Source organism: Buchnera aphidicola (genome assembly GCF_900128725.1).
GTDB classification, from domain to species: domain Bacteria; phylum Pseudomonadota; class Gammaproteobacteria; order Enterobacterales; family Enterobacteriaceae; genus Buchnera_F; species Buchnera_F aphidicola_K.
The window spans coordinates 384,779-407,191 of the sequence record NZ_LT667500.1 but is presented as its reverse complement, the minus strand read 5'-3'; the positions used below and the strand labels follow the sequence as shown (position 1 = coordinate 407,191).

Sequence of the window (22,413 nt, the reverse complement as noted above, 5' to 3'; positions counted from 1 at the left end):
GCAATGGTAAAGATAATACATGTTCCTTTAAACCAAAATAGTTATAATATATATATTGGTTCTAAATTATTAACGAATTTAGATATTTTGTCTAGTTTTTTTAAAAAAAAAAATAGTGTATTAATTACGAATGATACTATTCAAAATATCTTTTGTAGTAAAAAAAACCCATGTGTTTTTAATGTAATTAAACATATCCCTTATTTTATTATCCAAGATGGAGAAATGTATAAAACTTTAACTGTAGTTGAAAAAATATTATCTTTTTTATTAAAAAAAGCTTATGGGCGTGATTTAACATTAATAGCATTGGGTGGAGGAGTTGTTGGAGATATTACTGGTTTTGTTGCTTCTATATACCAAAGAGGTGTTAATTTTATTCAAATTCCAACAACTTTGTTAGCACAAGTAGATGCTTCCATTGGTGGAAAAACAGGCGTAAATCATATTTTAGGAAAAAATATGATAGGTACTTTCTGGCAACCACAAGGCGTATTTGTAGATATTAATTTTCTATCTTCTTTACCTAAACAACACTTGATTGCCGGAATGGCGGAAATTATTAAATATGCTATTATTTTTGAAAAGACGTTTTTTATTTGGTTAGAGCAAAATATTTCTAATATATTAGATTTGCAAGAAGAGGCGTTGTTACATTGTATAAAAAAATGCTGCGCCTTGAAGTCTAAAGTTGTTCAAGAAGATGAAAAAGAAGTTAATGGTTTAAGGATTTTTTTAAATTTAGGTCACAGCTTTGCTCATGCCATTGAAGCTTATACGGGTTACGGAAACTGGTTACACGGTAATGCGGTGTCTGTGGGTATTGTTATCGCTTCTTATGTATCTTATTTTTCTAATTTTTTAAATAAACATGATTTATTAAGTATAATAAAAATTTTATATATCACAGGTTTGCCTATACGCGGACCTAAAAAAATGTTACCTCAAGATTATATTTCCTTAATGTCAAGAGATAAAAAGGTTTTAAACAATACTATGCGGTTTGTGCTGCCTTTTTCAATCGGAAAAGTCAAGACCGTTTCATTCGTGGATACAAATGTTTTACTACGTGCTATTCAAGCGAGTCAAGTAGAGACGTATAGTTTTGTATATTAAGGAGTATCAAATTATATAATATGGATATAATATTTTATATGAGGAGGTATATTATTTTTAAACTAATACCTAGGAAAAAATATTGATCCTGTATAATACAGTATTATTAGTGTCAGAGGAAATCAATGAAAAATTTTTTATTAGTTCCATCTATTTTATCTGCTAATTTTTGTAATTTAGGGCAAGAAATTCAATTAATTTTACAGGCAGGTTGTGATTTAATTCACTTTGATGTAATGGATAATCATTATGTGCCGAATTTTACAATGGGTCCGATGATACTCAGATCTATTCAAGATAACGGAATTCAGGTATTTTTTGACGTGCATTTAATGGCTTCTCCAGTAGATGCGATACTTTCGTTGTTTTCTAATTTAAATATTAAATTTATTACTATTCATCCAGAAACAACTAATCATTTAGATAAAACAATACGACTAATAAAGCAAATGGGTTATGGGGCAGGAGTCGCTCTTAATCCGTCGACTCCTTTAACTTGCTTAGATTATATTATGGAAGAACTAGATTTAATTTTAGTAATGGCTGTAAATCCGGGTTTTGGAGGTCAATGCTTTTTGACTCATATATTTAAAAAAATTCGACATGTGCGCAGACTAATTAATCAAAGCAATAAAAGTATTTTGTTATCAGTTGATGGCGGAATCAATATTTTTAATGTTGCAGACATTATTAAAGCGGGTGCTGATGTTGTCGTCGTGGGTTCTTCTATTTTTAAGTCATCCGATTATGTGCATACAATTCAAAATTTTAAAAATGCTGTTCTTTGATGTGTACAAACATTCAGATTAATATTTTTGTTTGTATTTACAAACATTATTCTGTTTAAGGATTTTTTGTATATGCTAGAATTAAAAAAAAAAAGCGTAATGTTTACCGGCATACAGCCGACCGGATCATTGACTCTAGGGAATTATTGCGGAACTATGTGTAGTTGGGGTAATTTACAAAAATATTATCAGTGTTTTTTTTGTGTTGCTGATTTACATGCTTTAATGTCTACTGGAAAAAAACGCGCAAAATATCATTCTTCTAAAAAAATATTAGATATGGTAGCGCTGTATTTATCATGCGGGGTAGATCCCGAAAATAACGTTATTTTCGTACAATCTCAAATTCATACTCATAGCCAACTATATTGGCTTTTAAGTAATTTTTGTTATTTTGGTGAATTGTCTAGAATGACTCAATTTAAACAAAAATCAAAACATAGTCAAGTCGACATTAACTTGTCTTTATTTTGTTATCCGGTCCTTATGGCTGCTGACATTTTATTGTATCAAACAAGTTATGTTTCAGTAGGTTTAGATCAAAAACAACATCTAGAGTTAGCGCAAAATATTGCGCGCCGGTTTAATAAACTATACGGAGGTATTTTTACTATTCCGCGCGTTTTAATAAATCCTACGGGTTTTCGCGTTATGGCTCTACAAGATCCACAAAAAAAAATGTCTAAATCAGATGCCAATGTCAACAATACAATTTTTTTATTAGATGACATTAATATTGTACGCTCGAAATTAAAGAGATCTTTAACTGATTCCGATTTTCCAGCTCAAGTTATATACGATCCCCAAAGAAAGCCGGGAGTTTCCAATTTATTATCAATTTTTTCATCTCTTGCCGAAAAGACTATTTCTCAAATAGAACTTGAGTTTAAAGATCACCAATATTCTAGTTTTAAGCAACAATTATCAGACCTAGTATGTGACCGAATATCTATGATTCAAAAATTATATTTCAGTTTCAGAAAAGATGAAGATTATTTAATTGATATTTTAAAATTTGGAAAAAAAAAAGCTATACATTATAGTACAGAAAATTTGTATAAAGTTTTTAAGGCCTTGGATTTATAATTTTTTATATCTGACCATAAAATATAACAATTGATATAATTGAGGTGAACTCTGCTTGTATTAAGGTATAAAATATCTTTTTTTTATGTAATAAAACGCTATTATTAAAATATTTCACTATATTTTCTGCTTTATTGAAAAATATATGATATTTTTATTTATTAGCATCTTTAATTCTTTAAATATTTTATGATTCATTAATTTTATTTTTATGAATAAGTATTTGTAAAATACTAGTAATTTCTATACTAATTATTGTGCCTTTTGTAAATGCCCTGAATATAAAGTACTTAATAATTATGGTTATTTAATTTAATATTTTTATATATTTTAACATAATAAGTATTTTTAATAGTGATAATAATATGAATTATATAGTTTTTGTAACAGGAGCTCCTTACGGTACTCAAAATTCTGTGACCGCCTATTTATTTGTTAAATCTGTTTTTTTGTTACATCACTATGTAAAAAAAATTTTTTTTTATTCTTCCGGTGTATATAATGCTAATAGTATGATTTTCCCTTCTCTTGATGAATTTAATATTTTACACGCGTGGATTCGTTTAAAAAAAAAATATTCTTGTAAGTTATGCGTTTGTCCCAGTTCTTCTTATAGAAGAGGCGTTTTGTCAAATAAATCCGCTATTAAATACGGTTGCTTGCAAGGAAATTTTTCTTCACATTTTCAATGGATGAGCTCCAGTGAAATGGCATTTAACATACATCATGGTGATCGTATTGTACAGTTCTAATTATGATTTTATTCGTAATTCAAATAAATCGATAGCTTTTATTTTTTCTAGCTCTCCATATGGAGAGAATCTCGGTAGAGAGGGATTGGATTTTATTATTTCTTGTTCGCTTGCGATAAAAAAAATAGCTTTATTTTTTATTGACGACGGCGTATTACAGCTAATGCTGTTTCAGCAACCAAAATATATTTATTCTCATAATTATTCTATTTCTTTTAAGGTTCTGCTGCTATATGATTTACAAGATTTTTTTTTTGTAAAAAATCAGCTTATAAGCGGGGATTAACTGAAAAAGATAATTTTTTATTACCGGTGAAATTTTTAAATTCTTGCTGCTTAAGAAATAAAATAGATAAATTTGATGTTATTTTTAGATGGTAAAAATTATAACTATGTTGCATATCTTGTTAAGTTCACCTTATAGATTATTGCAGTCTTCTTGTTTATCTTTTAGTTCCATAAAAGATGATTTGCTGTGCGCGCAAGATGGTGTTTTGTTAAGTACGATGGATAGTATTTTTTATGAAAAAATAGACAAAAATTTTAATTTAATTTATTTTTTAAAGGAAGATTTAGTTGCCAGGGGTTTATTAGCTATAGCTAAAAATAAAAATTTGATTTTAGTTAGTTATGATGGTTTTGTATATTTAACACTTGGTCATAATAATAATATAACTTGGTGATATTTTTATTATATAAATATATATGTAATATAAATTTTATTTCTTTTTTTAATGTTAAGATCGTTATTTATAATCAAATGATTTATTTAAAATATTTGGAGCATATATGTCAACTATAAATCAATTAGTTCGATCCCCGAGAGTGAGAAAAATAGTAAAAAGCAGTGTTCCAGCTTTATCGGGATGTCCACAAAGAAGGGGTGTTTGCACTCGAGTATATACTACTACTCCTAAAAAACCAAATTCTGCATTAAGAAAAGTATGTCGAGTTCGGTTAACTAATGGCTATGAAGTAACAGCATATATTGGAGGAGAGGGTCATAATTTACAAGAACATTCAGTTATTTTGATTCGAGGAGGTAGGGTAAAAGATTTACCTGGTGTTAGATATCATGTTGTCAGAGGTTCTTTAGATTGTTCAGGAGTAAAGGATCGTAAAAATGGTCGATCAAAATATGGTGTTAAAAAATTAAAAGTATAAATATTTTAAAGGAATATAATTATGCCTCGTCGTCGTATAATAGGACAGCGTAAAATTTTACCGGATCCTAAGTTTTCTTCAGAGTTATTAGCTAAATTCATTAATATATTAATGATAGATGGTAAAAAGTCTATTGCAGAAAATATTGTTTATTCTGCTTTATCGCTGTTATCAAAGAAAAAACAAAAAAAAGAGTTAGATGTTTTCGTATCTGCATTAGATAATGTTAAACCGTCAGTAGAGGTAAAGTCGCGTCGTGTTGGAGGGTCTACCTATCAAGTTCCCGTCGAAGTTCGACCAGTTAGGCGTAATGCTTTAGCTATGCGATGGTTAGTAGAAGCTGCTCGTAAACGGAAGGATAAATCCATGTCTCTGCGATTATTTCACGAATTAGCGGATGCTATTGATCACAAAGGTTCAGCAGTCCGAAAACGCGAAGAAGTGCATAAAATGGCAGATGCCAATAAAGCTTTTGCTCATTATCGTTGGTAATTTTTATAAGGAAAGCGTTTATTTCAACTATTTTTTAATTTTTTAATATATTAATACATCAATAAGAGGATTCTTATGGCACGAATAACGCCTGTTGCCCAATACAGAAATATAGGAATTAGCGCACATATAGATGCAGGTAAAACAACTACAACAGAACGCATATTATTTTATACTGGGGTTAATCATAAAATTGGAGAGGTGCACGATGGCGCAGCTACTATGGATTGGATGGCTCAAGAACAAGAAAGAGGGATCACAATTACTTCAGCTGCAACTACTACTTTTTGGTCTGGTATGGCTAATCAGTTTTCATCGCATAGAATTAACATTATAGATACTCCGGGCCATGTAGATTTTACGATTGAAGTTGAGCGATCGATGCGCGTATTAGATGGAGTTGTCATGATTTATTGTGCGGTTGGAGGGGTTCAGCCGCAATCAGAAACAGTATGGAGGCAAGCGAATAAATATCGCGTACCTAGGATTGCTTTTGTAAATAAAATGGATCGAACAGGAGCTAATTTTTTAAAAGTAGTTGAGCAGATTCGTACTAGGTTGCATACGCTTGCTGTTCCAATTCAGTTATCAATTGGCTCTGAAGAAAAATTTTTAGGTGTGATTGATTTAGTTAAAATGAAAGCGATAAAATGGTCAGAAAATGATCAAGGGATAACTTTCCAATATTATGAAATTCCACAAGATTTATTGTGTATTTCTAAAAAATGGCATAAGAATTTAGTTGAAATTGCTGCCGAAGCAGATGATTCGCTTATGGAAAAATATTTACATAATGAGTATTTAGAAGAAAAAGATATTAAAAGAGGTCTCCGAAAAAGAGCTTTAAATAATGAAATTACATTGATAACTTGCGGATCAGCATTTAAAAATAAAGGAGTTCAAGCTCTCTTAGATGCGGTAATCGATTATTTACCTTCACCGAAGGATATTAAGGAAACTAAAGATTTTATTGATAAATTAGCGTCTCCTGTTTTATCTAGAAGCGCAAATGATAAGCATCCTTTCTCTGCTCTTGCCTTTAAAATTGCGTCAGATGCATTCGTTGGAAATTTAACTTTTTTTCGTGTTTATTCCGGAATCGTTCGATCAGGTGATGTTGTATTAAATTCTGTAAAATCACACACCGAACGGTTTGGCCGAATTGTTCAAATGCATGCAAATAAACGTGAAGAGATAAAAGAAGTTCGTTCTGGAGATATTGCAGCAGCAATCGGTTTAAAAAATGTAACGACCGGAGATACATTGTGTGATGTCAACCATCCTATTATTTTAGAAAAAATGGACTTCCCTGAACCTGTGATTTCAATTGCTGTAGAACCAAAAACTAAAGTAGATCAAGAAAAAATGGGTTTGGCGTTGAATAGATTAGCGAAGGAAGATCCTTCTTTTAAGGTATGGACCGATCATGAGTCTAATCAAACTATTGTAGCAGGAATGGGTGAGTTACATTTAGAAATTATTATTGATCGCATGAAACGCGAATTTAAGGTAGATGCTAATGTTGGAAAACCGCAAGTAGCCTATCGAGAAACAATTTTAAATAAAGTAGAAGATATTGAAGGAAAACATATCAAACAGTCTGGAGGCAGAGGGCAGTATGGACATGTAGTAATTGATTTATTTCCATTAACATCTGATAAAAAATGTTATTCATTTGTTAATGATATTAAAGGGGGCGCTATTCCCGGAGAATACATCTCTGCCATTGACAAAGGTATTCAAGAACAATTAAAGTCAGGACCTTTAGCTGGTTATCCTGTTGTAAATGTAGGGGTTCGTTTACACGATGGCTCGTATCATGATGTTGATTCTTCTGAATTAGCGTTTAAACTAGCGGCGTCATATGCGTTTAAATCAGCTTTCAAGCAGGCTAACCCTGTTTTGCTAGAACCGATTATGCAAGTAGAAGTAGAAACTCCTGAAGAGTATATGGGTGATGTTATTGGCGATATTAATCGTCGTCGAGGAATTATTGAAGGTATGTCTGATGATACGCTAGGCGGAAAAAGTATTAAAGCTCATATTCCGTTATCGGAAATGTTTGGATATGCAACTGATTTGAGGTCGCAGACTCAAGGAAGAGCCTCTTATTCCATGGAATTTATGAAGTATACTGCAGCTCCTTCTACAATTTGTGATACTATTATATCAAAGTAATAAGATATTAGTATTTTTAAATATTGTATATTTTTGATAATTTTAATTAATATTGAATGAAAAGTTAAGGAACATATAATGTCCAAAGAAAAATTTAATCGATCTAAGCCGCATATTAATGTGGGAACGATTGGCCACGTAGATCATGGAAAAACTACTTTAACGGCAGCTATTACTACTGTTTTATCCAAGAGATTTGGCGGAACGCCTTGTGCTTTTGAACAAATCGATAATGCTCCAGAAGAAAAAGCTAGAGGTATTACAATTAATACTTCGCATGTAGAGTATGATACTGAACTACGTCATTACGCACATGTAGATTGCCCCGGACATGCTGATTATATAAAAAATATGATTACTGGTGCCGCTCAAATGGACGGAGCTATTTTAGTAGTAGCAGCTACAGACGGTCCCATGCCTCAGACCCGAGAGCATATTTTATTAGGAAGACAAGTCGGCGTACCTAATATTGTTGTTTTTTTAAATAAATGCGATATGGTTGATGATGAAGAGTTATTAGAATTAGTAGAAATGGAAGTTCGAGATTTATTAACGCAATATGATTTTCCAGGAGACGATATCCCTATAGTCCGAGGGTCTGCGCTGAAAGCTCTAGAAGGCGAAAAGGCTTGGGAAGACAAAATTATTGAGCTAGCAAACTATTTAGACAAATATATCCCTATACCCGTTAGAGCCATCGACGCTCCTTTTTTATTACCTATAGAAGATGTTTTTTCGATTTCTGGAAGAGGAACTGTAGTAACAGGTCGTGTTGAAAGGGGCGTTTTAAAAGTTGGAGAAGAGGTTGAAATTGTAGGTATAAAAGCAACAGCTAAGACTATTTGCACAGGTGTTGAAATGTTTCGTAAATTATTGGATGAAGGCCGAGCAGGAGAAAATGTTGGAATTTTGCTTCGCGGAACAAAGCGTGAAGATATTGAGCGCGGTCAAGTACTTGCTAAGCCCGGGACTATTCACCCCCATTTAAAATTTGAATCAGAAGTTTATGTTTTATCTAAAGAAGAAGGGGGTCGACATACTCCGTTTTTTAAAGGTTATCGTCCTCAATTTTACTTCCGTACAACAGATGTAACTGGTTCTGTTGAACTTCCTGAAAACGTTGAGATGGTAATGCCCGGTGATAATATTAATATGGTAGTAACATTAATACACCCCGTTGCTATGGCGGAAGGATTGCGTTTCGCAATTCGTGAGGGAGGGCGTACAGTAGGCGCCGGAGTAGTCATAAAAGTTATTGCATAATATTAATATAAATTTTATTATATATCAATATTTTGACATTTTGTCAAGAATAGAGTTTGTCTCTTTTCTTGGCATTTTTTATTAGTATTGTGTTTTAACAAGAGAATTTTGCAAAAATGCTTTTTAGATTAATTATTGCGTAATTACGCGTATCTTTATGTCATTTAATTCAATTAATAGGAATGGATTTCATTCAAATAAGGAGTTCTGTATTTATGCAGAATCAAAGAATTCGTATTCGATTAAAAGCTTTCGACTACCGTTTAATTGATCAATCAACTACAGAAATTGTAGATACAGCGAAACGAACTGGAGCAAAAGTGCTGGGACCTATCCCTTTACCTACTCGAAAAGAAAGATTTACTATTTTAGTATCACCTCATGTAAATAAAGATGCTCGTGATCAATACGAAATTAGAACACACAAACGATTAATTGATATTGTACAACCAACAGAAAAAACTGTTGATGCTTTAATGCGATTAGATCTTGCAGCCGGCGTTGATGTACAAATTAGTTTGGGGTAAAGTAAGATTTATTATATAAAATTAATTACTATATAAAGGTTAAAATATAATGATTGGTTTAATAGGGAAAAAGTTGGGGATGACTCGTATATTTTCAGATGATAATGTATCTATTCCTGTAACGGTTATACAGGTATTAGATAACTTTGTTACTCAAGTAAAATCGTTAAATACAGATAAATACGAAGCTATTCAATTAACAGCCGGGATTAAAAAGAAAAATAAAATCTTAAAATCTGAAAAGGGTCATTTTTTAAAAGCTAATGTTTCTGTTGGTAAATATTTACGGGAATTTAGATGTCAAAAATCATATCAGTTTAAACGCGGTCAAAAAATAACTATTAATATTTTTGATAATATTAAAACAATAGATATAACCGGATTTTCTAAAGGCAAAGGTTTTTCTGGAACAGTAAAGCGTTGGAATTTTAGCATGCAGGATGCAACTCATGGTAACTCTTTATCTCACCGTGTTCCCGGGTCTATTGGTCAAAACCAAACGCCTGGTCATGTATTTAAAGGGAAAAAAATGTCCGGCCATTTGGGGAATGCGCGTGTTACTATTCAAAATCTGGATATTATTAAAATTGATAATACAAAAAAAATAATTTTAATTAAAGGATCTATTCCAGGTTGTTCGGGGGGGACGGTTTTATTAAAACCTTCTGTAAAAAGGAAACATTAAGGAGTATAAAAAGATGGAATTAATGCTTCAAGATACAGACGAAATGTATAATTTGCCAGAATGTATTTTTGGTGTAGCATTTAATGAATCTCTTGTTCATCAGATTACAACAGCTTATCTAGCAAAAAAGAGGAAAGGCAGTAAAGCTCAAAAAAGCAGATCTGAAGTTTCTGGTTCTGGAAAAAAACCATGGAGACAAAAAGGCACAGGGAGAGCGCGGTCCGGCTCGCTTAGAAGCCCTATCTGGAGATCTGGAGGGGTAACTTTTGCCGCAAAATCCAAAATATATTCCCCAAAAGTAAATAAAAAAATGTATCACGGCGCCATGCAGAGTATTTTTTCAGAATTAATTCGACAAAATCGTTTTTTTTTGTTTAAAGATTTTTCGGTAGAGCTTCCTAAAACTCAAAGTTTATTAAAAAAATTACAATTAATGAATTTTAAGGACGTTTTAATTGTTATTGACGGTGTAAGTACGTACTTATCATATGCGTCAAGGAATTTATATCATGTTAAAGTAATAAACACAGAAGCCCTTGATCCTATTAGTTTATTATCTTATAAAGATATTTTGTTTACTGTCGCAGCTATTAAAAAAATTGAGGTAATATTTGCATGATTTTAGTCCATCGGTTGTTAAAGATATTATTATCTCCTCATGTTTCCGAGAAAGCATCGGAGAAAATACAAAAAAATAATACTGTTGTTGTAAAGGTATTGAAGAATGCTACAAAATTTGAAATAAAGTCAGCGATTGAAAAATTTTTCCAAGTACGAGTGAATAAAGTCAACACTTTAATAGTTAAAGGAAAAACTCAGCGTAATAAAAATAAGACGAGTAAGTCTGGTAATTGGAAAAAAGCCTATGTCATCTTACAGTCGGGTCAAAATCTGGAATTTCTAGGTCACTCAGAATGATAATAATATAGGAGGCTATGTGGCAGTTATACGATGTAAACCAACTTCTTCGGGAAGACGACATGTGACTAAAGTAGTAAATGCTCGTTTATATAAAGGTCGCCCTCATGCATCTCTGGTGCATATAAAAGCTAAAACCGGAGGAAGAAATAATTATGGTCGTATTACGACTCGACATAGAGGGGGAGGGCATAAACAACTATACCGCTGTGTTGACTTTAGAAGGCATAAAGATAATATTCCTGCTACAGTTAAAAGGATTGAGTATGATCCAAATCGTTCTTCAAACATTGCTTTTATAGTATATCGGGATGGTGTGAAAAGTTATATTTTAGAGCCTAAAGGAATTAAGATTGGAGATCTTGTTGAATCAGGAGAGTCAGCGTTAATTAGCTTAGGGAACAGTTTATCATTAAAAAACATACCTATTGGAACTACTATACATAATGTTGAAATAAAAATTGGTCGTGGGGGTCAAATGGCGCGATCAGCAGGAAATTATGCGCAATTAATTTCTAAGGAAAATCAATATGTAACGATACGTTTGCGTTCAGGAGAATTGAGAAAGATTCACGGGCAATGCCGAGCTACTATTGGAGAAGTAGGAAACTCAGAGCATATGTTGCGTTCTTTAGGAAAAGCCGGAGCTACACGTAGACTAGGTGTGCGACCTACTGTTCGCGGAACAGCCATGAATCCGGTAGATCATCCCCACGGAGGAGGTGAGGGTAGAAATTTTGGTAAGCATCCGGTCAGTCCTTGGGGTTTAAAAACGAAGGGTAAAAAAACTCGGAGAAATAAGCGTACCGAAAAATTCATTTTGCGCCATAGAAATAAATAATTACATAAGGATAGAGTATATATGCCCCGTTCTCTTAAAAAAGGTCCATTTATTGATGTTCATTTATTAAAAAAAATTCAAAAATCGTTAAAAGAAGAGAGCAAAAAACCTGTTCGAACTTGGTCAAGGCGTTCTACGGTGTTTCCTAATATGGTTGGTTTAACGATATCTGTCCATAATGGGCGCCAGCATATTCCTGTTTTTATTACCGAGGAAATGGTAGGTCATAAATTAGGAGAATTTTCGCTAACGAGAACGTATAGAGGCCATACTTCGGATAAAAAAATTAAAAAACCAGTTAAGTAAACTTATAAGATAATCATATGGATATATTAGCAAAGTATAATAAAGTTCGATCTTCAGCTCAAAAAATACGTGTAGTAATAGATATTATTCGCGGTAAAAAAGCATTATCCGCTTTGCAAATATTATCTGGATTAAATAAAAAAGCAGCCTTTTTTGTAAAAAAGCTATTACAATCAGCATTATCTAACGCTGAACATAATTATGGCTGTAATACAGAATTATTGACCGTTTCAAAAATTTTTGTTAATGGTGGCCGAAGTATCAAGCGAATGATGCCTAGAGCAAAAGGAAGGGCAGATCAAATTTTAAAAAGAACTAGTCATATTACAGTCATTTTGTCTGATAATATACTCTTGGAGAATCGTAATGGGGCAAAAAGTACATCCTAATGGCATGAGGTTAGGTATTATAAAATCCTGGAACTCAGTTTGGTTTGCCAGTAAGAAGGAATTTTCGAACTATATCGATAGCGATTTTCAGGTACGCCGGTTTATACTTAAAAAATTAGTTAAAGCCTCCATATCCAAAATAATTATCGAGCGTTTATCTAAAAACATTAAAGTTACTATACACACTTCTCGGCCCGGCATTGTTATTGGAAAAAAGGGAGAAGATGTTGATAAATTGCGTAGTGAAATTGCTCATTTAACCGGAGTGCCGGCTCAGATAAATATTTCTGAAATTCGTAAACCTGAACTGGACTCTAAGTTAGTTGCAGACAATATTGCTTCTCAACTAGAAAGAAGAATTATGTTTCGCCGTGCTATGAAGCGTTCTGTTCAAAATGCTATTAGACAAGGAGCAAAAGGTATTAAAGTAGAGATAAGCGGTCGCTTAGGCGGTGTTGAAATTGCCCGCAGAGAATGGTACAGAGAAGGCCGAGTACCCTTACACACCTTGAGAGCAGATATTGATTATGGTACATCAGAAGCGCATACTACCTATGGAGTTATCGGTGTAAAAGTATGGATTTTTAAAGGCGAAATTTTAGGAGGCATGGCGCTCTCTAGCGAGCAAGACAAAAAAATATTAGGTTCAGAGAAAAATAATTCTCGCAAGTACCGTAGATAAATCTGGAGATTTTGCTGATGTTACAACCAAAGCGTACAAAATTTCGTAAAATGCATAAAGGTAAAAATAGAGGTTTTTCTCTAGATAGTAAAGTAAATTTTGGAGAATATGGATTAAAAGCTATTGATCGAGGTCGGTTAACTTCTCGACAAATTGAATCGGCTCGCAGGACAATTACAAGATCAGTAAAACGTCAAGGTAGAATGTGGATTCGTGTTTTTCCGGATAAGCCGATTACTCAAAAACCGTTAGAAGTTCGTATGGGCAAGGGAAAGGGTAATGTAGAGTATTGGGTAGCTTTAGTTCAACCAGGTAAGATACTATATGAAATAGAAGGTATTTCAGAGCAAGAATGTAGGTCAGCGTTTAAGTTAGCTGCATCAAAGCTACCTATTAAAACTATTTTTGTTGCCAAACGGTAATTTAATTATGCACATTATAAAAAAAAAAAATGTTCTTCAACATGATTTAAGAAACTTATTGACGGGGTTGCTAAAAGAACAGTTTAATATTCGGCTTCAAATAGCTGCTGGGAAGTTAAAAAAAACCCATTTAGTCAAACAAGTAAGAAAAAAAATTGCGAGGGTTAAAACTTTATTAACAAATCGGATAAAAAATTAATGATGAATGAAAAAAAAAATATTTTACATGGTCATGTAACTAGTAACAAGATGAATAAATCAATCGTTGTTATCGTGAATCGCCGAATTAAGCATACTGTTTATGGAAAATTTGTAAAAAAAAGAACTAAATTATGCGTTCACGATGAAAAAAATATCAGTCATATTGGGGATTTAGTACAAATTTGTGAATGTAGACCTATATCTAAAACGAAATCTTGGATTTTAGTAAATGTTATAAAAAAATCTATAATTTAAATTTTTTTTATTTTTTATACTCAGGAGACATGAGAATTATGTGTAGTTGAGTTTCATGTCTTCTATCATGTTTAAAATTCATATTATTCATTTTGATAATGAATATAAGAAAAAGGCTCATATATGATTCAAGTGCAAACCATTTTGCAGGTAGCAGATAATTCTGGAGCTCGTCTTGTTATGTGTATAAAAGTTTTAGGGGGTTCTCGCAGGCGATATGCTCGTATTGGTGATGTTATTAAGGTAGCTATTAAAGAAGCTATTCCGCGCAGTAAAGTAAAAAAAGGTGAGGTTATGAAAGCAGTTATTGTGCGAACAAAATACGGAATTCGTAGAACAGATGGTTCTATGATTTGTTTTGATAGTAATGCTTGTGTTCTTTTACACGATGCTACAAATCAGCCTGTTGGTACCCGTATATTTGGTCCGGTAACTAGAGAGCTGAGAGTAGAACCGTTTATGAAAATCGTTTCTTTAGCCCCAGAAGTTCTTTAAATGAGGAATATAGAGTATGTCGTATAAAATTCATTGTAACGACTTAGTAATAGTAGTAGTGGGAAAGGACAAAGGAAAGACAGGAATAGTGAAAAAGATATATCGTCAGATTAATAGAGTGATTGTACAGGGAATTAACTTAGTAAAAAAACACAAAAAATCGATTCCAGAAAAAAAACAAGTAGGGGGAATAATTTTAAAAGAGTTACCTATCCATATTTCTAATATTGCTCATTTTAATAAAACAACTAATAAAGCAGATAAAATAGAATTTTTTTGGGGTTCTGGAAAAAAAGTACGTCGCTTTAAATCTAATCACGCGTTATTAAAGTAAACTATAGGAAAAGAGAGTTTTTATGTCAAGATTACGTGTTTATTACAATACTCATGTTATTCCAGAGTTAATGAAGAAATTTAGGTATTCAACTGTAATGGCAGTGCCTACAATTAAAAAAATTACTCTCAATATGGGTGTAGGAAAATCTATTTCCGATAAAAAAATATTGGATTATGCTGTTCATGATTTAACTCAAATTTCTGGTCAAAAACCGATTATTACAGTAGCTAAAAAATCTATTGCCAATTTTAAAATTCGTAAAGGTTATCCTATCGGGTGCAAGGTGACTTTGCGGGGTAGGAGAAAATGGGATTTTTTTGATAAATTAATTACCATAGCAATACCGCGTATACGTGATTTTAGAGGTATGTCTCGTAAATCATTTGATGGTCAAGGTAATTATAGTTTAGGCATTCGAGAACAAATTATTTTTCCAGAAATTAATTATGAGAAAGTTGATTCTATCAGGGGAATGAATATTACTATTACCACGGATGCGCTTTCGAATCGGGAAGGAGAGTGTTTGCTTTCTTCTTTTGGTTTTCCTTTTCAAAAATAATATTATATAGGATGAAATTATTGTATGGCCAAGCAATCTATAAAAGTTAGAGAAATAAAAAGAGTTAAACTGGCATTAAAATATTATGCACTACGATTAAAATTAAAGAAAATTATAAAATCGCAATTATCATCAGATAAAGAGCGTTGGAGCGCTATGTTAAAATTACAAATTTTACCTAGAGACTCCAGTCCTTCGCGACAACGTAATCGTTGCCGACAAACAGGGCGCCCACATGCTTTTTTGCGTAAATTTGGTTTAAGTCGAATTAAGTTAAGAGAGGCTGCTATGCGAGGTGAAATTCCCGGATTAACAAAAGCGAGTTGGTAATTATCCCTGAATAAGCGTCTTAATATAATTTTAATTTTATTAAAAATAGGATATTTTATGAGCATGCAAGACCCAATAGCAGATATGTTGACTTGTATACGTAATGGTCAAAATTCCAATAAAATTTTTGTAATTGTTCCTTTTTCTAAGATGAAAGAAAATATTATAAAAGTATTGAAATATGAAGGATATATTTATAATTATTGTGTTCAACGAGAAGGTCATTTAACTTTAAAAATTTTTTTAAAATATTTTGAAGGAAAAGCAGTCATAGAACATATTTCCAGAGCTAGTCGACCGAGTTTGCGCCAATATTGCAATAAATACAGCTTACCTGATGTCATGAACCATCTAGGCATTGCCGTTATATCTACTTCTCGAGGAGTGATGACCGATCGCTTGGCAAAAAAAAAGGGATTAGGTGGAGAAATTATATGTTATGTAGATTAATATTATTATTCATAAGAATAGAGGAAGTTAAAAATGTCTCGTGTTGCTAAGTCATCGATAACGATTCCCAAAAATGTAACAGTAAATATTAATAACTTAGAGGTCATTATTAGTGGTCCTTTAGGTTCATTACAGCGTAAAATACATGTATGTGTTAAAATTGTTCAACAAGAAGGTGTTTTATTTTTTTCACATAATCATTTTTCTGGTTCTTATGGTTGGATGCAAGCAGGTACTTGTCGTTCCGTCATTAATAGCATGATTATAGGGGTAACTGCAGGGTTTAAAAAACAATTAAATTTATTAGGTATTGGTTATCGTGCTACAATAGAAAATCCAGGTATCCTAAAATTATATTTAGGTTTTTCACACCCTATTTACTATGAACTTCCAAAATCTGTAAATGTATCTCTTTTACCTCAAAACGAGATTATTTTGACGGGTATAGATAAACAACTTGTAGGGCAGGTAGCGGCTAATATACGTTCTTATCGTATTCCGGAACCCTATAAAGGAAAAGGTATTCGTTATTTAAATGAAATAGTTCGGATTAAAGAGGCGAAAAAGAAGTAGCATGAAAGGAAAAATAAAAAAAAAAGATTCTCGCATTCGGCGTTATACCAAAATACGCAAAAAAATACATAGCAGTCGAGAATTCCGTTTAGTAGTTCATCGATCTTCTAGGCATATTTATGCCCAAATTATTTCGTACCAAACAGCTAAAGTGTTGGTCGTTGCTTCGACTTTGGAATTTAAGAAACTAAAAATAACAAGCGCATATACTGGAAACAAAATTTCTGCAAAATTAGTAGGTCAGCTAATTTCTAGAAGAGCCTTAGAAAAAGGCATTAAGGTTGTTTCTTTTGATCGCTCTGGTTTCCAGTACCATGGTCGAGTTAAAGAATTAGCTGAATCGGCGCGTATATCAGGTTTGGTTTTTTAAAAATGAGAAATGGAGGTATACATGAATTTTGATAAAAAAGCATCTACGGATTTAAAAGAAAAATTAATTTCTGTTAATAGGGTTTCAAAAACAGTAAAAGGAGGTAGGATTTTTTCTTTTACCGCTTTAACTGTGGTAGGCAACGGTAATGGAAAAATTGGTTTTGGATACGGCAAAGCGCGTGAAGTTCCTGCCGCTATCCAGAAAGCCATGGAGAAAGCGAGAAAAAATATGATTTTAATACCTTTGTGCCAACAAACGATACAGCACTCTATTGTTGGCCGTCATACTGGCTCTAATGTATTTATGAAGCCTGCATCAGAAGGAACTGGCATTATTGCTGGAGGGGCTATGAGATCTGTTTTAGAAGTAGCGGGTATTCAAAATATTTTAGCAAAAATATATGGATCTACCAATCCTATTAATGTAGTTCGAGCAACCATTAATGGTTTAAAAAAAATTCGATCGCCAAAAATGATTGCTAAAAAACGTGGAAAGTCTATAGAAGAAATTTTAAACTGATAAAGAAGGTAATTTATGAGAACGATTTTTATCACACAAATAAAAAGTCAAATTGGTCGTTTACCTAAACATATAGCTACTATGAATGGTTTAGGTTTACGTCATATCGGAGATTCTGTTAAACGGAAAGATACTGCAGCTATTCGCGGTATGATTAGAAAAGTATCTTATATGATATCAATTCAGGTAAGGGATAAACCGTGTATTTAAATTCATTATCAAATGCTATGTATTTAAAGAAAACAAAAAAACGCATATGTCGAGGTATTGGTTCGGGACTAGGAAAAACAGGAGGAAGAGGGCATAAAGGCCAAAAATCTAGATCAGGAGGAAAAATTCGTAATAGCTTTGAAGGTGGGCAAACTCCGTTATATCGAAGAATTCCAAAATTTGGCTTTGTATCTAAGAAAAAAAAAATCACGGATGAAATTCGATTATTTGAATTAAATGTTTTTCCGTCTAAAAAAATTATAAATTTAGAAGCTTTAAGGAAAATAAATTTAATTAAAAAAAGTATTAAATATGTTAAAATTATTAAAATTGGATGTATTAATCAACCGATAGTAATTTCGGGATTATTTGTGACCAAGGGGGCTCGATTATGTATTGAGTTAGTTGGAGGGACGGTTAAAACTTTAAAAAAATAATTATATACTTTTAAACAATTTATTTTTAATAGAACGCATACTATGTCTACATTATATAATTTACAAAAAAGAATTTTTTTAGTTTTAGTGTCCATTGTTATTTTTCGTATAGGTTCTTTTATTCCAATTCCTGGTATTAATGCTGAAGTTTTAAAAAAAGTTATTTTTCAGAATCATAGTTCTTTTTTATCAACATTTAATATGTTGTCAGGGGGTTCCTTAAATCGAGCATCGATTTTTGCTCTGGGAGTGATGCCTTATATATCCGCTTCTATTATTATCCAGCTCTTTACGTTAATCATTCCTCATTTTATTGCTCTAAAGCAAGATGGAACTGCTGGAAAAAAAAAATTGAGCCAGTATACTAAATATATGGCATTTTTTATCTCACTTATTCAGTCTATTGGTGTTGTAGTTAGCTTGCCTTCCCTTTCTGGAATGAAGGATATTATCCTGTGTCCGGATAGATATTTTTATACAAGCGCAATCACTAGTTTAGTAACTGGCACCGTTTTTTTAATGTGGTTAGGAGAATTTATTACCGAAAAAGGTTTGGGAAATGGAGTTTCTTTAATTGTTTGTTCTGGAATAGTTTCGAATTTACCTCTTTCGTGTACACAAACGTTAGAGATCATACGCAAAAATCATTTTAATGTTTTATATATTCTTTCAATTTTATTCATCATCTTTTTTGTAACATTTATAGTTGTTTTTATAGAACGCAGTCAGAGAAAAATTGTTGTTTGTTACGCTAGACGTCAACAGGGAATGCGAATGTATTCCGCTCATAATAGCTATTTACCTTTAAAGTTAAATATGGCTGGAGTAGTACCGGTAATTTTTTCATCTAGCTGTGTTTTATTAGCATCACTTATCTTTGCTTATTATCGTTATATTTTTGGTAACTCTATTCTTTTTAATAGATTATTTCTTTTTTTTCAACTACATAGCAGTATTTCTATCGTGGCAAACGCTGGATTAATAATATTTTTTTGTTTTTTTTATACTGGAGTGGTTTTTGATGTTAATGAGACTTCTACTAATTTGAAAAAATCGGGAGCTTTTGTACCCGGAATCCGTCCTGGAATAAAAACTGCAGAATATATTAACAAAATCGTGTCTAGGTTAACTGCTTTAGGTGCTATATATACTGTTTTTTTATGTTTACTTCCAAATATTATGCGCTCTTTTTTAAAGGTTCCATTTTACTTTGGCGGAACTTCTTTATTAATTATTGTAGCAGTATTAATGGAATTTATAGCGCAAGCGCAAACGCTCATGATGTCTACACAATATAAAAAGATATTGAAAAAAGCTAATCTATACTCAAGAAGTTAATTAGAATATGTATTCTATATTTTTTTGGAGATTGTATGAAAGTTCGTGCATCGGTAAAACGTTTATGTCGTAGTTGTAAGATTATACGTCGAAGTAATGTTATTCGCGTAATTTGTAGCAATGATCCTAAGCATAAGCAAAGACAAGGATAGAAAATGTCAACTATATGTTTTTATAATAATTAAATTTCTTTAATAATTTACCATCTATGATGGTTTTTATTCTAAGCAACGGAGTAATATTTGTGACCAGAATTTCTGGAATTAATATTCCTGATCATAAGCATGTATTAATTGCATTAACAGATATTTATGGCATTGGTGTGTCTTTATCTCGAAAAATTTGCATTGTTTCAGGTATTAGGCATCACGTCAAGGTAAAAGAATTAGACGAAAAACAATTGGAAACTTTGAGAATAACGATTTCTAAGCTCGTTGTAGAGGGGGATTTGCGTAGAGAAAAAACTATTAATATTAAGCGATTAATAGATATTAATTGTTACCGCGGGGTGCGTCATCGAAAACATCTTCCGGCTAGAGGGCAAAGAACAAAAACCAATGCGCGAACATGTAAGGGTCCTAGAAAATTAATAAAAAGTAGATAATGAGGATAATAATAATCGATTATGTCAAAAAAAATCGCTACTCGCTATGTTAAGAAGCGTGTTAAAAAGCAAATTTTAGATGGAATTGCTTATATTCATGCATCTTTTAATAATACAATTGTCACGATTACTGATCGTCAGGGAAATACATTAAGTTGGGCAACTTCTGGAGGATCTGGTTTTCGAGGTTCAAGAAAATCAACGCCTTTTGCTGCGCAAATAGCGGCAGAAAAATGCGCAGAACGCGTAAAAGAGTATGGGATCAAAAACTTAGAAATTATGGTTAAAGGTCCGGGTCCGGGTCGCGAATCTACTATTCGAGCATTAAATTCTTTTGGTTTTCGCATCACAAATATTAGAGATGTTACACCGATTCCTCACAATGGATGCCGCCCTCCGAAAAAACGTAGAGTGTAACTAGTTTAAATAAATAGGAGACATATAAATATGGCAAGATATTTGGGTCCTAAATTAAAATTAAGCCGAAGAGAAGGTTCGGATTTATTCTTAAAGTCAGGCGTCCGGTCTATTGATTCTAAATGTAAGATTGATCAAGCTCCAGGTCAACATGGATCTCGTCGATTACGTTTATCAGAGTACGCTAAACAGTTACGTGAAAAACAAAAATTACGTCGTTTGTACGGGATACTCGAAAGACAGTTTCATAATTATTACAAAAAAGCATCTAAATTGAAAGGGAATACGGGGCAAAATTTATTATTTTTGTTAGAGAAGCGTCTTGATAACATTGTTTATCGTATAGGTTTTGGAGCTACTCGCTCAGAATCGCGTCAATTAATTAGCCATAAATCTATTTTAGTTAATGATAGGTTGGTGAATATACCTTCTTTCCAGGTGTCTATTAATGATAAAATATCTGTTAGTAAAAAATCTCAGAAGCAATTAAGAGTTAAAGCAGCTATAGAAATTATGAAGCAACGAGAGGAATCTAGTTGGTTAAGTGTTGATTATTCAATGATGGAAGGGTGTTTTATACGTGCTCTAGAGCGTGATGACTTATCTGCTGACATTAATGAACACTTAATCGTGGAATTATATTCTAAGTAAATAAGGTTTTACATATTTAGAGAGAACAATAATGTCCGTTTTTGTAGAAGATTTTTTAAAACCCAGATTAGTAAATATTGAAAAAATTAGCTCTACTCGTTCCAAGATTATTTTGGAGCCTTTAGAGCGTGGTTTTGGGCATACTTTAGGAAATGCTTTGAGAAGAATTTTACTATCTTCCATGTCTGGGTGTGCTATTACTGAGGTAGAAATTCGTGGAATATTGCATGAATATATGCATAAAGAAGGAGTTCAAGAAGACATATTAGATATATTGTTAAATTTGAAAGGTTTATCAATTAAATTATTTGAGAAAGATGAAGCAATATTATACTTAAAAAAAAGAGGTATCGGCCCAGTACTAGCTGAAGATATTGATCATGATGCTTCTACTGAAATCATAAACTTAAAACATGTTATTTGTCATATTACGTCTCCTGATATTCTTTTAGATATGAGAATGAAGGTAGAACGAGGCCGAGGGTATGTCATAGCGAAATCTAGACAAGGGGTTAATGCGGAAAACTCTATTGTAGGAAAATTATTTTTAGATGTGTCCTACAGCCCAATTGATCGTATTATTTATCACGTCGAGGCGGCTAGAGTAGAGCAGCGAACAGATTTAGATAAGTTGATTATAGATATGCAAACAAACGGGACTATTAATCCAGAAGAAGCAATCAGAAAAGCAGCTACTATCCTCGCAGAACAACTAGAATCGTTTGTAGACTTGAGGGGATGCCGTGCAGTAGAAGTCAAAGAAGAAAAACCAGAATTTGAACCAATCCTACTCAGACCAGTAGATGACTTAGAATTAACTGTACGCTCCGCTAATTGTTTGAAGGCCGAAAGTATTCATTATATTGGTGATTTAGTTCAAAAAACTGAAGTAGAATTACTTAAAACGCCAAACTTAGGAAAAAAATCATTGACTGAAATTAAGGATATATTAGCGACTAGAAATCTTTCATTAGGTATGCAGTTAATCAATTGGCCTCCTAAAGTTCTTTTAGAAGATAAAATCTTATAATTAAGATATTGTTTATTATTTTTTT

Annotated in this window: 37 protein-coding genes; all 37 read left to right on the top strand. The window is 32.4% G+C overall.

The genetic code is table 11. The annotated features are described in order from the left end of the window. Positions 1–3 precede the first annotated feature (3 nt). The 37 genes from aroB (at position 4) to CINFORN2912_RS01645 (ending at position 22,388) form a co-directional block, all read left to right on the top strand. Positions 4–1,116: a 3-dehydroquinate synthase gene (gene aroB / locus CINFORN2912_RS01825; RefSeq protein WP_075434151.1), complete on the top strand. Its 1,113-nt coding sequence runs from the start codon at positions 4–6 to the stop codon at positions 1,114–1,116. Positions 1,117–1,241: 125 nt separating this feature from the next. Then, positions 1,242–1,904, top strand: coding sequence for a ribulose-phosphate 3-epimerase (rpe, locus tag CINFORN2912_RS01820; RefSeq protein ID WP_075434150.1), 663 nt, complete (start codon positions 1,242–1,244; stop codon positions 1,902–1,904). A 72-nt stretch (positions 1,905–1,976) separates the two neighbouring features. Beyond that, the gene (gene trpS, locus CINFORN2912_RS01815; protein WP_075434148.1) at positions 1,977–2,990 is read left to right on the top strand and encodes a tryptophan--tRNA ligase; all 1,014 of its coding nucleotides are present in this window, start codon (positions 1,977–1,979) and stop codon (positions 2,988–2,990) included. Between the two features lie 365 nt (positions 2,991–3,355). Continuing rightward, on the top strand, positions 3,356–3,742 hold the full coding sequence (gene tusD / locus CINFORN2912_RS01810) for a sulfurtransferase complex subunit TusD (protein WP_075434146.1): 387 nt from the start codon (positions 3,356–3,358) through the stop codon (positions 3,740–3,742). Next, entirely contained in the window at positions 3,717–4,028 is a 312-nt protein-coding gene (gene tusC / locus CINFORN2912_RS01805) for a sulfurtransferase complex subunit TusC (protein WP_244268599.1), read from the top strand. Before tusD ends, tusC begins: the two co-directional genes overlap by 26 nt. An 88-nt stretch (positions 4,029–4,116) precedes the next feature. Beyond that, entirely contained in the window at positions 4,117–4,425 is a 309-nt protein-coding gene (gene tusB / locus CINFORN2912_RS01800) for a sulfurtransferase complex subunit TusB (protein WP_244268598.1), read from the top strand. Positions 4,426–4,531: 106 nt separating this feature from the next. Then, positions 4,532–4,906 (top strand): 30S ribosomal protein S12, encoded by a 375-nt coding sequence (rpsL, locus tag CINFORN2912_RS01795; RefSeq protein ID WP_075434145.1) that lies wholly within the window; start codon positions 4,532–4,534, stop codon positions 4,904–4,906. 21 nt (positions 4,907–4,927) lie between these two features. After that, a complete protein-coding gene (gene rpsG / locus CINFORN2912_RS01790; RefSeq protein WP_075434143.1) occupies positions 4,928–5,398 on the top strand; it encodes a 30S ribosomal protein S7 in 471 nt (156 codons plus the stop codon). Positions 5,399–5,473: 75 nt separating this feature from the next. Beyond that, positions 5,474–7,576: an elongation factor G gene (gene fusA, locus CINFORN2912_RS01785; protein ID WP_075434142.1), complete on the top strand. Its 2,103-nt coding sequence runs from the start codon at positions 5,474–5,476 to the stop codon at positions 7,574–7,576. 78 nt (positions 7,577–7,654) lie between these two features. After that, positions 7,655–8,839 (top strand): elongation factor Tu, encoded by a 1,185-nt coding sequence (gene tuf, locus CINFORN2912_RS01780; RefSeq protein ID WP_075434140.1) that lies wholly within the window; start codon positions 7,655–7,657, stop codon positions 8,837–8,839. Positions 8,840–9,054: 215 nt separating this feature from the next. Further along, entirely contained in the window at positions 9,055–9,366 is a 312-nt protein-coding gene (gene rpsJ / locus CINFORN2912_RS01775) for a 30S ribosomal protein S10 (protein ID WP_075434139.1), read from the top strand. A 49-nt stretch (positions 9,367–9,415) separates the two neighbouring features. After that, a complete protein-coding gene (gene rplC, locus CINFORN2912_RS01770) occupies positions 9,416–10,051 on the top strand; it encodes a 50S ribosomal protein L3 (protein ID WP_075434138.1) in 636 nt (211 codons plus the stop codon). 13 nt (positions 10,052–10,064) lie between these two features. Then, complete coding sequence (rplD, locus tag CINFORN2912_RS01765; protein WP_075434136.1) at positions 10,065–10,670, top strand: 50S ribosomal protein L4; 606 nt, start codon at positions 10,065–10,067, stop codon at positions 10,668–10,670. After that, positions 10,667–10,969, top strand: a complete 303-nt coding sequence (rplW, locus tag CINFORN2912_RS01760) for a 50S ribosomal protein L23 (RefSeq protein WP_075434134.1) — start codon at positions 10,667–10,669, stop codon at positions 10,967–10,969. Before rplD ends, rplW begins: the two co-directional genes overlap by 4 nt. Before the next feature lie 19 nt (positions 10,970–10,988). Beyond that, positions 10,989–11,810: a 50S ribosomal protein L2 gene (rplB, locus tag CINFORN2912_RS01755; protein WP_075434133.1), complete on the top strand. Its 822-nt coding sequence runs from the start codon at positions 10,989–10,991 to the stop codon at positions 11,808–11,810. A gap of 21 nt (positions 11,811–11,831) precedes the next feature. Beyond that, a complete protein-coding gene (gene rpsS, locus CINFORN2912_RS01750) occupies positions 11,832–12,116 on the top strand; it encodes a 30S ribosomal protein S19 (RefSeq protein WP_075434131.1) in 285 nt (94 codons plus the stop codon). Between the two features lie 17 nt (positions 12,117–12,133). Continuing rightward, positions 12,134–12,505 (top strand): 50S ribosomal protein L22, encoded by a 372-nt coding sequence (gene rplV, locus CINFORN2912_RS01745; RefSeq protein ID WP_075434130.1) that lies wholly within the window; start codon positions 12,134–12,136, stop codon positions 12,503–12,505. Continuing rightward, positions 12,483–13,187, top strand: a complete 705-nt coding sequence (rpsC, locus tag CINFORN2912_RS01740; RefSeq protein ID WP_075434128.1) for a 30S ribosomal protein S3 — start codon at positions 12,483–12,485, stop codon at positions 13,185–13,187. Before rplV ends, rpsC begins: the two co-directional genes overlap by 23 nt. 17 nt (positions 13,188–13,204) lie before the next feature. Further along, positions 13,205–13,609 (top strand): 50S ribosomal protein L16, encoded by a 405-nt coding sequence (gene rplP / locus CINFORN2912_RS01735; protein ID WP_075434126.1) that lies wholly within the window; start codon positions 13,205–13,207, stop codon positions 13,607–13,609. 7 nt (positions 13,610–13,616) lie between these two features. Then, on the top strand, positions 13,617–13,808 hold the full coding sequence (gene rpmC / locus CINFORN2912_RS01730) for a 50S ribosomal protein L29 (RefSeq protein ID WP_075434124.1): 192 nt from the start codon (positions 13,617–13,619) through the stop codon (positions 13,806–13,808). 2 nt (positions 13,809–13,810) lie between these two features. Next, positions 13,811–14,065 carry a 30S ribosomal protein S17 gene (gene rpsQ / locus CINFORN2912_RS01725; RefSeq protein WP_075434249.1) on the top strand — a complete coding sequence of 85 codons (255 nt, stop codon included), beginning with the start codon at positions 13,811–13,813 and terminating at the stop codon, positions 14,063–14,065. A 123-nt stretch (positions 14,066–14,188) separates the two neighbouring features. Further along, a complete protein-coding gene (rplN, locus tag CINFORN2912_RS01720; protein WP_075434122.1) occupies positions 14,189–14,560 on the top strand; it encodes a 50S ribosomal protein L14 in 372 nt (123 codons plus the stop codon). Positions 14,561–14,576: 16 nt separating this feature from the next. Further along, positions 14,577–14,894: a 50S ribosomal protein L24 gene (gene rplX / locus CINFORN2912_RS01715; RefSeq protein WP_075434120.1), complete on the top strand. Its 318-nt coding sequence runs from the start codon at positions 14,577–14,579 to the stop codon at positions 14,892–14,894. Between the two features lie 22 nt (positions 14,895–14,916). Continuing rightward, positions 14,917–15,456 carry a 50S ribosomal protein L5 gene (gene rplE / locus CINFORN2912_RS01710; RefSeq protein ID WP_075434118.1) on the top strand — a complete coding sequence of 180 codons (540 nt, stop codon included), beginning with the start codon at positions 14,917–14,919 and terminating at the stop codon, positions 15,454–15,456. A 24-nt stretch (positions 15,457–15,480) separates the two neighbouring features. Beyond that, complete coding sequence (gene rpsN / locus CINFORN2912_RS01705; RefSeq protein WP_075434116.1) at positions 15,481–15,786, top strand: 30S ribosomal protein S14; 306 nt, start codon at positions 15,481–15,483, stop codon at positions 15,784–15,786. Positions 15,787–15,843: 57 nt separating this feature from the next. Further along, positions 15,844–16,236, top strand: a complete 393-nt coding sequence (gene rpsH / locus CINFORN2912_RS01700) for a 30S ribosomal protein S8 (protein WP_075434114.1) — start codon at positions 15,844–15,846, stop codon at positions 16,234–16,236. 33 nt (positions 16,237–16,269) lie between these two features. Next, positions 16,270–16,809, top strand: coding sequence for a 50S ribosomal protein L6 (rplF, locus tag CINFORN2912_RS01695; RefSeq protein WP_075434112.1), 540 nt, complete (start codon positions 16,270–16,272; stop codon positions 16,807–16,809). 1 nt (position 16,810) lies between these two features. Then, positions 16,811–17,179, top strand: coding sequence for a 50S ribosomal protein L18 (gene rplR, locus CINFORN2912_RS01690; RefSeq protein ID WP_075434110.1), 369 nt, complete (start codon positions 16,811–16,813; stop codon positions 17,177–17,179). Positions 17,180–17,200: 21 nt separating this feature from the next. Next, positions 17,201–17,701 (top strand): 30S ribosomal protein S5, encoded by a 501-nt coding sequence (rpsE, locus tag CINFORN2912_RS01685; RefSeq protein ID WP_075434108.1) that lies wholly within the window; start codon positions 17,201–17,203, stop codon positions 17,699–17,701. 15 nt (positions 17,702–17,716) lie between these two features. Next, entirely contained in the window at positions 17,717–17,911 is a 195-nt protein-coding gene (gene rpmD, locus CINFORN2912_RS01680; protein WP_075434106.1) for a 50S ribosomal protein L30, read from the top strand. Next, positions 17,902–18,348: a 50S ribosomal protein L15 gene (gene rplO, locus CINFORN2912_RS01675; protein WP_075434105.1), complete on the top strand. Its 447-nt coding sequence runs from the start codon at positions 17,902–17,904 to the stop codon at positions 18,346–18,348. The genes rpmD and rplO overlap by 10 nt, the downstream gene beginning before the upstream one ends. Positions 18,349–18,390: 42 nt before the next feature. After that, positions 18,391–19,686 carry a preprotein translocase subunit SecY gene (gene secY, locus CINFORN2912_RS01670; protein WP_075434103.1) on the top strand — a complete coding sequence of 432 codons (1,296 nt, stop codon included), beginning with the start codon at positions 18,391–18,393 and terminating at the stop codon, positions 19,684–19,686. A 35-nt stretch (positions 19,687–19,721) separates the two neighbouring features. Continuing rightward, the gene (gene rpmJ, locus CINFORN2912_RS01665; protein ID WP_075434101.1) at positions 19,722–19,838 is read left to right on the top strand and encodes a 50S ribosomal protein L36; all 117 of its coding nucleotides are present in this window, start codon (positions 19,722–19,724) and stop codon (positions 19,836–19,838) included. A gap of 92 nt (positions 19,839–19,930) precedes the next feature. Then, on the top strand, positions 19,931–20,290 hold the full coding sequence (rpsM, locus tag CINFORN2912_RS01660) for a 30S ribosomal protein S13 (RefSeq protein WP_075434099.1): 360 nt from the start codon (positions 19,931–19,933) through the stop codon (positions 20,288–20,290). A gap of 21 nt (positions 20,291–20,311) precedes the next feature. Continuing rightward, positions 20,312–20,707 (top strand): 30S ribosomal protein S11, encoded by a 396-nt coding sequence (gene rpsK / locus CINFORN2912_RS01655; protein ID WP_075434097.1) that lies wholly within the window; start codon positions 20,312–20,314, stop codon positions 20,705–20,707. Between the two features lie 30 nt (positions 20,708–20,737). After that, entirely contained in the window at positions 20,738–21,358 is a 621-nt protein-coding gene (rpsD, locus tag CINFORN2912_RS01650) for a 30S ribosomal protein S4 (protein WP_075434095.1), read from the top strand. 31 nt (positions 21,359–21,389) lie between these two features. Then, positions 21,390–22,388 carry a DNA-directed RNA polymerase subunit alpha gene (locus CINFORN2912_RS01645; RefSeq protein WP_075434093.1) on the top strand — a complete coding sequence of 333 codons (999 nt, stop codon included), beginning with the start codon at positions 21,390–21,392 and terminating at the stop codon, positions 22,386–22,388. Positions 22,389–22,413 lie beyond the last annotated feature (25 nt).